This is a genomic window from Paenibacillus tianjinensis (genome assembly GCF_017086365.1).
Classification (GTDB): domain Bacteria; phylum Bacillota; class Bacilli; order Paenibacillales; family Paenibacillaceae; genus Paenibacillus_AQ; species Paenibacillus_AQ tianjinensis.
On the sequence record NZ_CP070969.1, the window covers coordinates 858,487 to 869,762 of the forward strand.

Annotated in this window: 7 protein-coding genes; 5 read left to right on the forward strand and 2 right to left on the reverse strand. The window is 55.6% G+C overall.

Translation table 11 applies throughout. The features are described 5' to 3' along the window. Nucleotides 1-11: 11 nt before the first annotated feature. Nucleotides 12-935, reverse strand: coding sequence for an Ntn hydrolase family protein (locus JRJ22_RS03715; protein WP_206103288.1), 924 nt, complete (start codon nucleotides 933-935; stop codon nucleotides 12-14). Further along, nucleotides 928-1,080 (reverse strand): hypothetical protein, encoded by a 153-nt coding sequence (locus tag JRJ22_RS03720; RefSeq protein WP_159067651.1) that lies wholly within the window; start codon nucleotides 1,078-1,080, stop codon nucleotides 928-930. The genes JRJ22_RS03715 and JRJ22_RS03720 overlap by 8 nt, the downstream gene beginning before the upstream one ends. A gap of 203 nt (nucleotides 1,081-1,283) precedes the next feature. Between JRJ22_RS03720 and JRJ22_RS03725 the strand changes: the two genes are divergently transcribed. The 5 genes from JRJ22_RS03725 (at nucleotide 1,284) to JRJ22_RS03745 (ending at nucleotide 11,168) form a co-directional block, all read left to right on the forward strand. Next, the gene (locus JRJ22_RS03725) at nucleotides 1,284-3,107 is read left to right on the forward strand and encodes a vWA domain-containing protein (protein WP_232381021.1); all 1,824 of its coding nucleotides are present in this window, start codon (nucleotides 1,284-1,286) and stop codon (nucleotides 3,105-3,107) included. A gap of 13 nt (nucleotides 3,108-3,120) precedes the next feature. Further along, nucleotides 3,121-6,510, forward strand: coding sequence for a tubulin-like doman-containing protein (locus JRJ22_RS03730; protein WP_206103289.1), 3,390 nt, complete (start codon nucleotides 3,121-3,123; stop codon nucleotides 6,508-6,510). A gap of 4 nt (nucleotides 6,511-6,514) precedes the next feature. Then, nucleotides 6,515-8,935 carry a transcription initiation factor TFIID gene (locus JRJ22_RS03735; RefSeq protein WP_206103290.1) on the forward strand — a complete coding sequence of 807 codons (2,421 nt, stop codon included), beginning with the start codon at nucleotides 6,515-6,517 and terminating at the stop codon, nucleotides 8,933-8,935. Between the two features lie 277 nt (nucleotides 8,936-9,212). Continuing rightward, the gene (locus tag JRJ22_RS03740; protein WP_206103291.1) at nucleotides 9,213-10,493 is read left to right on the forward strand and encodes a vWA domain-containing protein; all 1,281 of its coding nucleotides are present in this window, start codon (nucleotides 9,213-9,215) and stop codon (nucleotides 10,491-10,493) included. A gap of 39 nt (nucleotides 10,494-10,532) precedes the next feature. Continuing rightward, the gene (locus tag JRJ22_RS03745) at nucleotides 10,533-11,168 is read left to right on the forward strand and encodes a beta-mannanase (RefSeq protein ID WP_206103292.1); all 636 of its coding nucleotides are present in this window, start codon (nucleotides 10,533-10,535) and stop codon (nucleotides 11,166-11,168) included. Nucleotides 11,169-11,276: the final 108 nt, after the last annotated feature.

Genomic DNA, 11,276 nt, shown 5'->3' on the forward strand with positions numbered 1-11,276 from the left:
CCGGCATCCATTTAAAAATCGGGGTCCCAGCGGTACTTTGCTTCCCGGACTTCCGCTACCTTGAGGTCCAGGCCGTTCCATGGTTCATAGGGACTGGCGGAGATCAGCTTGGACAAGCGCAGAAAGCGGTCCTTAGGCAGATCCTGTATGTATCTTCCGATCATTCCGGAGTAGAGCAGCGCATATCGCTTCAAGCGGACTGCCGCCCCTGCAACACTGATCAGGATGGCTACGCCTTTGTCCATTTCAAGAATTTGTGCCTCATAATTCTTAACATAACGCAGCGTACGGTCCTTGATCAGCTCGGGACGGACCTTGGCAATCTCGCCGATATACTCGGCGAGCAGCGGCTCGAAATCCTTCAGCAGCAGCTGCTCCAGCTCAAGGTTCATATCCTTGCGCAGCTGGAAGCCGTGAAGCAGGGCGACGCGCTGGCGGGAGATCCGGTCACCGCGCAGCAGGATAGAAATTTCGCGCAGCTTCTCATAAGCCAGCACATCGTCCTCGCGAAGCACAGCTACAGCCTCCTGGCGGTTAATCTCCAGGCCTTCCTTGATGCTGTCGATGTTCCGGCCCAGCAGCTCGTTCAGCGCAAAGAGATTCTCATTCTGCCGGACCTTCCGCTGCATATAATAGAGGGCTGCGGCCAGGACAGTTCCTCCTGCACCGCATAAGGCCATCTGCTGCAGGCTCTGCCCGAAGTAGACCGCAGCCAGGGTGAGCAGCGCGATAAGCAGCAGACGGGTATGCATTTTGCGTCCGGCGATGGCCGTGGCCTGCTTCTCAAGCGAAGATAAGGCGGCGCGCCCGCACCCGCCGCAGCGTTCTTCGCCGAGTGCGGTAAACCGGCCGCAGCGGCGGCAGATCCGCAGCTTATCATAGGCATAACGAGGGACTTTGAACGGCCGGAAGGTCACGGGTCTTTTCTTATTCACGGGTGCCAGTCCCTCCATTCAGTGCGGCCAGCAGCCTCGCGTCAATATCGTCACGGGTAAGCGGCTTCCGCCGCCTTGATGCATAAATAGAGATCTGGATTACGGCATAAAGAAACGTAATACCGAGAATAACGTATGAAATCATGGAACTCTTCCTTTCACTTGGAAGTATGGCTGCCTTGAAAGGCTGATAGAATGACGATTCTACCCTTGGCGGCAGCTGTCAGGCGGGCACAAAGTTGAAGTTTACAATGTTTAATTATATCATAATGGCATGCTATTTACAGATTTTAGCTAACTGACAACCCCGTCTCTATTACCGAATATAACACAAGAGGAGCCATCTTTATGCTTCGTACACAGCTTTGCCCTAGAACAACTAAGAATATGCTTAAGCGGCTAATCCCTGTACTATTGCTGATTCTGTGCCTGTCCGCCTCTCCGTTTGCCGTAATGCGGGCATCGGCAGCCCCGGCGGGTCCGTCCCGGATTGACGCGGTGCTGCTGATTGATGTCAGCAACTCCATGAATAAGAGCGACAAAAACAATATCGCCGGTGAGGCGATGAAGATGTTTATAGATATGCTGTCCGCCCAAGGGGACAAGGTCGGGATCGTAGCCTACACCGACAAGGTCCAGCGTGAGAAAGCCCTGCTGCAGATCGGCTCGGCCGGAGACAAACAGGATTTGAAGGATTTCATCGACGGGCTGGACCGCGGCCCTTATACGGATATTGCCGTTGGTGTGGAAGAAGCCGTCAAAGTGCTGGAGAACGGCAGTGATCCTGGGCATGAGCCGATGATCGTCATGCTGGCTGACGGTAACAATGATCTCAACGAGTCAGGCAGCCGGACCCAGAGCCAGTCTGACCAGGAGCTGTCCGCTGCAGTGGAGGCCGCCAAGCAGAAAGGCTATCCGATTTATACTATAGGCCTCAATGCTGATGGCAAGCTGAATAAAAGCATCCTGTCCGGACTGTCTGATGAGACAGGAGGCAAAGCATTTACTACGGATTCAGCGGATGATCTGCCGCAGATCCTCAGCGAGATTTTTGCCAGTCATTTGAAGCTGAAGGTTGTGCCTGTGCAGTCGATTACGGCGAACGGCAGCTACCAGGATGTAACGGTCAATGTGCCCAACAGCAGTGTGCTGGAAGCGAATATTTCCATCATGTCGTCACAGCCGGTGACCGCGAAGCTGACTGATCCGTCCGGCAAGGAAGTCGCCATTCCGTCAGACGATGTTCTGCTGTCCAAGTCTTCCAGCTATAGTCTGATCAAGCTGCTCTCACCCGAGCAGGGCGACTGGAAGCTGCAGGTAAAGGGCGTTCCGAAGGATAAGATCGATATTAATCTCGTATTCAACTATGATTTAGAGCTTAAAATAGATGCGCTGCCGTCCGCCAAGTATCAAAAAGGCGATACCATTGAAATCGTATCCCATCTGTTCAGTAATGGTACTCAGGTAACGCTCAGCAATTTGTATCAAGATATGAAGGCGGTGCTGCTTGCCACAGATACCGATACAGGCGCTGTGCAGGAGATTCCGCTGGATAATTCCGGCGCAGAATTTAAAGGCAGCTTTGAGATCAAGGACAGCCACAGCTACGAGCTCAAGGTCCGTGCGGAGGAGAGCAGCTTCTACCGCGAGAGCGATGTGCTCAAAATCGATGCCAAGACCGGGGCTGTAAGCACAGCGCCGGCGGCCACAAGCGGACCTGCCGGCGAAGAGCCTCTTCAGGAGAAAGAAACCTCGAACACCCTGTACTTTATCATCGGCGGAGTACTGCTGCTGCTCGCTGCGGCTGTTGTGCTGTGGATGCTGCGCAAAAAGGCGACCCGCGGTTTTGTCGGACAACTGGTTGTGGAGGTGCTGGATGGCAACACCGGGGAAAAGACGTATCCGCAGTATAAGAAGCTGTCTGCCTTCCGGGGCAAATTCACGCTCCATCAGCTGCTGCAGCTTGCGCCTGAACTGAAGGAGAGTGAGAAGGTCGTATTCACACCCGGTAAAAATGACCGGCTGCTGCTGCGCAGCGGGGAAGGCATTTCCGTTGAGAGATCAGGACGGGCTGCCGATACCTCGCGCGGGCTGGAACTCAAGAGCGGGGACCGTATTTCGGTGCCGCTGCAAACTGTAGATAAGACCATTCTGCTTGAGTATTTAATATAGAGGGGGAGAACCTATGAAACCGGTAGTAAGAGAGCATATACAGCAACTCGATGTATCACTTGGCGGGGGGATCGTCAGCGACAAAATCAGAGTAGATACGATCGACAACCCGATCCTGATCATCGGCCTCGGCGGCACGGGCATCGACGCCCTGTTGCGGCTGAAATACCAGATTAACCGCCGCTTTAAGCTGCCCGAAGATCCGCTCTCCAAGAAGAAGCGCGATAAACCGGATAACGTGGAGTTCCTGGCTTTTGAGACGAATGAACAGGACCGCGGCAAAAAATACAAAGGGATCGGCCTTGATCCCCAGAACGAGTTCGTGCTGCTGGCTAACGCGGAAATCGGCGGCCTGCTGCAAAACAGAAGTATTCTCGAGCCCTACATTACCGAATGGCTGTCGCCGGAGCTGAGCATTACGGATGGTATGAACGGCGCCGCCGGTGTACGCCAGGCCGGGCGCCTGCTGCTGTTCACCAAGATCAATCAGGTCGTAGGTGCAATCGATAAGAAGATCAAGACGCTGTCCGTCGGCACCAGCAAGAAGCTGATGGTGTTCCTGCTCACCGGCTTATCCGGAGGTACGGGAAGCGGAGCTTTTCTGGATATCGCCTATATCGTGCGCGGCATTATTGAACGCGACTACGGCGCGGCAGGCATAGACCGGGTCAACACACTGGGCTACCTGTTCACACCGGACGTCAATCTGGCGAATAAAAGCCTCAGCGAACACACCCGCGAATATATCCGCAAGAACGGTTATGCGGCGCTCAAAGAGCTGGATTACTGGATGAACGTGGACAGCCGCGGTGAGCGGTTCCGCCAGCAGTACGGCAATATTCTCACCGTGAATTCGCCGCTGCCGCCGTTCAATCTGTGCCATCTGATCTCGGCAACTAATACCGAGGGCAAGCTGCTGGAGAATGCCTATGATTACTGCATGAACGTAACGGCAGAGAACATCACCAACTTCATGGCCAGTGAGGAAAAAGCTTCGGGCGAGGAATTCGCCATCCATGACTATATCAGCAACATCCGTACGAACATTGCGCAGATGAACAAGACGTACCCTGCCAATTATGAATACAACATTATCGGGGCTTCGTCGGCCGTGCTGCCGATTGAGGAAATGACCACCTACCTCGCCTACCGGCTGTTCGACAAAATGGACAAGATGTTCCAGCAGGCACCCGGCCAGGAGGATGTGGAGAAGTTCGCGCGCAAGCTTGGAATCGATCTCGATACTATGGTCAAAACATTCGAATCCCGCGTACCCGAGCCGCTGCCCGGCTATCAGAACAGCGAGCGGCTCAGCCACGCCAATGTGATCAAGAACCAGGTCGTGGATATGGACACCGAGCTGGAGCAGAACTTCCTGTCCCGGGCGCGCGAAGAATATATTAAATCCAAAAAACAGCTGCCCGGCGAAATTACCGGACGTTTCAGTGAGGAGCTGGAGCGCATCTTCCTGCATCCCGAGCAGGGGCCGTTCTATGTCTCGCGGCTGCTCTACACCGAGAAGGGCTTCTGCATCCTGAAGCTGATCCAGTCCTATATCGAAGCGCTGCGTGAGAGTCTTCTGCGCCTGCCGCGTGATATTGAGACGGCTCAGGACAGCGCGGAAGAGAAGCTCGGCGATGCGCGCAGCGCTTTTGTCTCCAAGGAGAAGAAGAAGAACGCCTACATCGAAGCCAAGATCAATGAGTACTGGCTGCATGCCGATGTGGAGCGCACAGAGCAGATGATCCAGTTCTATGAGGATCTGTTTGAGCTGCTGAATGAGGAGAATAACCGGATTTACGGCGTATTTACAGAGATTCTCAGCGCGCTCAGCTCGATTTTCGAGAAGAACGGGGACATTCTGCTGAGCGGGGAAGAGCAGGCGGATCACAAAGGCAACAAAACCTACTATTGGAATATCGTCAACGTGCCGGATATTTCCGCGACGATCTCCAAGGTGATGGACCAGAAGGACGGCGACGACCTCATCCGTGACTTCACGCGGGAAATGCTTAAGCATTCCGGACGCTGGGTCAGAGAGCAGGAGATCGATATTGTCCGTTCCATCTCCGAGTTCCTGAGCGACAAGTTCGGGGATCTGATTACACGTTCCATGGAAGATTTCCTGGTGATGAAATACGGCCGCGAGGAGCCGCTGGATAAATTCGTGGAGCGGATAATCGCAGGCAGGCTGGATGAGGATGCGGTGCCGATTTTTCATCTCAGCAACAGCTCTGGCAGCCTGCACTTCCCGTCATGGGGCTTCGTGTCCGTGCCGGTCAAAGCGCCGGGCATCCTGAAAGGGATCCGCAATTACCAGAATAACGCACTCGGCAAATCACAGTTTACGGTGAAGGAGAGCGAGGTTAAGAACCGGATTTTCTGGCTCAATACCCGCAACGGGGTGCCGCTCTTCGTCTATACACCGCTCCGGGTATTCGAGGAGAATTATGAACGGACGATCCTCGACAAGGAAGGCATCGGCCGCCATCTGGTAATGACCGATAAGAACAACTGGACCTATCTGCCGTCTCCGATTCCGGAGAAATCATGGGGTGACACCTATGTTAACCCGCGTGTCCGTGAATACAACGCCAGAGTGCGGGCTGATTTCGCCCGGGCGCTGAAGAGCGGAGTCATCATCGAGAAGGGCCAGGATGAAAATACAAGCAGCCGTTTCTCGGTCATCTTCACCAAGCCGTTTGATCTGGAGAAGCTGCTGGGCGGCTATGATCTGCAGCTGGGCTCATCCCGTCCGAATCTCGGGGAAGTGAAGAAGGCAGCTGATGAGCTGCGAATGCTGCATGAGAACGGCCTGGAGCGTGAAGGGGTCAAGGATATTTTCGGGAGCATCAACATGGAGCTGGCCCAGGAGAACCTGATCCGCTCACCGCAGCTGATCACCCGTGTCCGCGAGGAGCTGCTCAAATATGACGCCCTGACAGCCAAAGCAGCTGAGCTGGACGCTCTGCTCCGTCAATATCTCGACGAAGATAAGTGGTTGGACCAGTTCATCGAGGCTCTCTATACCGATACCATTGTCAAAAAAGGCGCACTTTATGTCTATGACCGTGACGAGGAAGAAGAGGCCTGGGAGCCGTTCGCTAATTTAATGAAAGAACGCAGCTATGTGGAATATGCCGTATACCGCCATTTCCGCGAACTGGATGAGAAGAGCCGCAGTGTGCTGCTGCGCAAAGCGGCGCGACGCTCCGGAGAAATGACGGCAGCTGAAGATGTAACCCCGCTGCTGTATAAGCTGGAGGGTCTGTATGTCTCCTTCCTGGAGGCACGCGACAGCCTGGAATACGAGCGGGTAGAGCATGCGAACGGGGACGAAATGTACGGCTTCTACAAGAGCCTGACCGGCAAGCTCGGCAGTATCCGCAGGAAGCTGAAGTAAGCCTATGATTAGAACAGAAGCGCTTGTATATGCCGAACAATACGCGGCGCAGGAAGAGGCGCAGCACAGCAAGGGGGATGGCCGCAGCAGCATTCATTACCCTGCGCTGTTCCTGTTCCTCGGCGACAAAGTAACCCCGGCCATCGGCCCGGTACTGGAGCGGTGTGAGCGGAAATGGGACAATGCCGCTGGCGTTCTGGCGCTGCATGCGGCGGCTCAAGGAAGCAGCGAGCAGGGCAGCGTCAAAGGAAATAGCGTGGGTAAGGATCATACCGGCGGTGGCGGCAGGGAACGGGTGATGACCATGGGTCTGCCGGACACGGCAGGCCGTGACCCCCGCACGGTCCGCCAAGAGGTCTACCGTAAGTTCCACGAAGACAGCCGTTATCTGGCCGGGATGAACCGGACGCTCCGGCGCCTCGGCAACAGTATAGCGGACTATGGACGGCTGTATTCTTCCTTCGACGTTATCCATCTCTCTATCATTACGCGGGTCGACGACCCGCTTAATGTGCTGCTGCCAGAAGTTGCCCTGCTGGCCCGTGCGGTGCTCGGACAGTCGTTCAAGTCGGTGCAGACCGACCTATACGTGCTGATCAACGAGCGGGAGCAGGGGGACAACTTCGGATATTCCAGCTCGGTAGGGCTGGCTTTTCTGCGTGAGCTGGACGGAATGCAGCTGCCTGGTTATACCTTTAATGCTCCGCTTCTGGTTACGGAGGAGGGGTTGTCCATTCCGGTAACCCATGGTCCATCTGCGCTGTTTGATCTTGTCTACCTGCTCTCGGATAAAAACGAGCGCGGCATGATGTCGGCGGGCGGCATGGAAGACAACTATGAGATTATCGCACACATCAGTCTGCTCAAGAACCGGGTGCGGCCATCGGCGGACCAGGCCACCGGACAAGGCGGCTATAACAATATGACGTTCAAAAGCGGCATCCGCGGCAGCACGGGCAGAGAAGGGTATGCTTCCGCCGGCTTCTCCGCGGTGCGCAGGCCGAGCAAGCCTATTGCTTTAGCGGTGCTGTACCATGCTTTTCATTACCTTGCCGCAGAGCTGCGCGGGGGCAGCAGCTGGAGTCTGCGTGAGCGGCAGGCCCTGCTTGGCCTTACTCCCGAAGCGCTGCGCGAACGGGCCGCCGGCTTCTTGCCGGAGGAGGCGGGGATCGCCGAGATGACCGGGCTGATGAGCCACGGCCGCCCGTCCTTCAGCGAGCTGAAGCCGCTGACGCTGCGCGAAGCGGAACAGCTGCTGTTCGGGGGCGGCGGCGAGGCGTATTTCCGCAGCAACTTTGCGGATGTATCCGCTGCGCGGGCTGCGGCCCTTGACCCTGCCCGCGAATGGTCCGCCGTACTGGCGGCTCAGGAGCAGTCTGCTGCGCCAGTGACGTTCTACCAGCTGGCGGAGTGGACGGCCGAGCAGGGCGAGGCCGGAGGCAGTGTGCTGAACGCGCTGCGCCAGCACATGGGCGGCCTCCGCTCGGCAATCGCCTCGGCCGAGGAGGAGCTGGACCGGCTCTACAGTGAGACCGTAGACCGCCAGCCCTTCCAGCGGGTGCCGCTGCTTGACAAGCGGACCGTGCGTAATTTCATTCATTATTTATTTGATAGTATCTACAGCAGGAAATATGAGATTCTGCGTCTTAAGCTGGAGCTGGACTTGGCGGTGAGCTATGATACTGCGCTGGAGCAGCTGCATGCAGAGAGCAAAGCCAAGGTGCAGATGATGGAGGCGCTGGATGAAGAGCTGCGCAGCCTGGTACTGGCAAGCACCTTGCGCTCGAGCGAAGCGGTGGACCAGAATATCATGGAGTACTACCGCACCGTGACCGCGGAAGTCATGCAGGATATTCAAACCAGGCGCGGTGCAGGTATCTTCGCAAGCGACCGGTTTATGGGCAGCATCTCGGAGCTGCTCCGCCAGGGCGGCACCGCTGTTATCCGCCGCCTGATCGACGTATGCAGGAGAGAGCTGCTGACGGCGGAGCCGTTCGCACTGCCCTTCGAAGAGGAGCTGCTGCGGCGGGCGAATGTCGCAGCTGCGTATGAGAACCGCGAGATTGTCTCCAAGGAGGAGCTGTTCAAGCGGCTGTACCTCAGTCTCGAGGAAGGGGCCAGCATCAATGTCCGCCTGTTCGAATATACACAGGAGCACCGTCATGAAGAGAAATACTTCTTCGGCGACAGCACCTCCGAATTTCTGCGCTATGCCCTGAGCGCAGACGAGACGACCCGGATCTACCGGCTGGGCGTTGTCCATGAGCAGCGCAGAAGCGGTGTCGAGAAGCTGAACCTGATGGGCGGCTTCCATCTGGAGGACCTGCTCTATTACCGTAACGGCAAGGTCTATTATGAAACCTACGTCCAGAATGGTTACCAGCTGCATGGCGTGGAAGAGGAGCAGCTGCCGGTGCTTCGGTGAGTAAACTTATTTCAGGCAGGGCCGGGGGAAGCCCCTGCCCTTGCCCTTCTGCTTCTATTGCAGATAGTACATTAGAATAGAGTGATAAATCCTTATTAGAAGATTCTATTGCATTTTGTACAGCAGAATCAGAACAATCTCGGTTTTAGAGCGTTTATTCTGTTTTCTATTGTAGAGAATGCAGTAGAATTGAATCTAAATCATCTTATTAGGCATTCTGTTGCACTAATTGCAATAGAATTGTTTTGCCAGTTTCCTCGGGAAAGGATGAGTATCGATGCAGCGAAAAATCAATCTGCTCTTATTGTGCTTCAGCCTGCTGGGCGGCGGAATAGCTTTTGTCCTCGGCGAGCTGCTGCTCGGCCGCAGGCCTTATGATCTGCCGTCAATTCTGATTATTGCCATTTATTTCGCCATTGTGGCCCTTGGCGTCGGACTGGGCGCCCTGCTTGCCGAGATGATCTCGCCGAGACTGAACGGCTTATCATGGAAGCAGCGTTATCTTGGCATGTCGTGGAAGCTGCTGCCGCTGACGGTGGTGCTGCTGTTCGGTGTCGGTGCGCTGACAGAGTTTGTGTATGAGCTGAACTTCGGCGGTGTGAAGCCGGTTAAGAATGTTGTCATGGTCATCGACGACTCCGGCAGCATGCAGCAAAGCGATCCAGGTAACAGCCGGTACGCAGCGGCCGAGGCACTGGTGCAGCAGATGGATAAGGATAACCAGGTGGCTGTAGTGACCTTTAGCCAGGATGCATCAGTCGTTCAGCCGCTGATCTCACTCAAGAGTCCCGAAAACCGCGAGAAGGTATCGGCAGTAATCCGTAGTCTGCAGACGACAGATGGCGGAACGAATATCAGCGGCGCCCTCAATGAGGCGATGAACGTGATTAACAGTGAAGGCCAGACCAGCCGCGGAGCCATGGTAATCATGCTGTCTGACGGCTTCAGCGAGTTTGATACGTCCAGAGAGCTGAGCGAATATGTGAGCCGCGGGATTGCTGTGAACACCATCGGTCTTGCGCTGGATGACCAGTCCGGTTCCCGCCTGCTGCAGGATATTGCCTCCGTTACAGGCGGGCAGTATTACGATGTTACAGATGCGGACCGGCTTGGCGATGTGTTCCAGCAAATTTATGACCGGCTGGGTGACCGTACCCTGCTGACCGAACGCAGTGATGCTACAGCAGACAGTCCTTATTACGCAGTTGTGCGGATCTTGGCACTGATTCTGATCGGCACCGCGCTCGGCATCGGTCTTGGCATTGTATTTGATAACCGTCATCTGGCCAAAAGCTTCGGGTTCGGCGGCTGGGTAGCAGGACTATGTGCCGGTCTGATTCTTGAATTCGGACTCAGCGGACAATCCTTCGGCGATGCGCTGATCCGCCTGATCGCTCTGCTGGTGCTGGCAGCAATCCTCTCTCTCTTCACCTATGTGGTGCCGGTAGGCGAAGGCCGCCTGTCCCGCAGGGGGAGAAGAGAGGCAGCCGCTGCTGCGCCATCTTCTTCAGAGGGTTTCCATTCGCCCCGCAGAAACCGGGGCAGCAAGGGATTTTAACCGGAGTTTAGAATGTGAATGTGAAAGGAGCTTACAGACATGAGGTACGCCGAAGATAATGCCTCCGCACCGGCAATTACCGATGTGACTGCCCGGGTGGAGGACCGGTTCTGTACGCTTAGGTGGCGCTGGCCGGACGGCGTACAGGCGGTCTATATCCATAAGGCATCAGCAGAAATGCCGGATCACGGAGAGCTTCCGCCTTCCGGCATGAAGCTGTACACCCGCGAGGAGTATAAGGCGAACAACGGATACCGGGAACGGATGGATGACATCGGCCTGATTGTCTATACCGTCTATGCCCGGCTGGAAGGCAACGGGGAGATTGTGCTGGTTCGCCAGCGGGGTGGTGCTAATCAAACGACTGTCAGCGCGGGCAAGGCGAGAATTTATTATTCCATAGTCCAGAAAAAAGCGTTATTCGGCAAACAAAAAACGGTACATATGACGATTACCGCGGAAACGCCGGTGCCGAAGGATGTACTCTGCTACGTCAAAAAAAGAGGCGGCTATCCGGCCTCCAGGGAGGACGGGGTCCTCTTCCATTTCGTGCAGGATTTTGCTGCCGGACGGAATGCGCTCCCGCCGATTGAGATCGGCAAAGAGGACTTTGTACGGATCTTTTTCACCGACGGCCGCAAGTACGGACTGTATTATGAGCTGGTGCCGGAGTAGGCCGGGGCAGCAGGCTCCTGGTGAGCGCGTTTAAGCGATCCGGTTGAGCTGTCAAAACTTAAGTTTATGCTTCCGTAGTGAGTTTTGTCCGGAGCATTTCAATGGAGG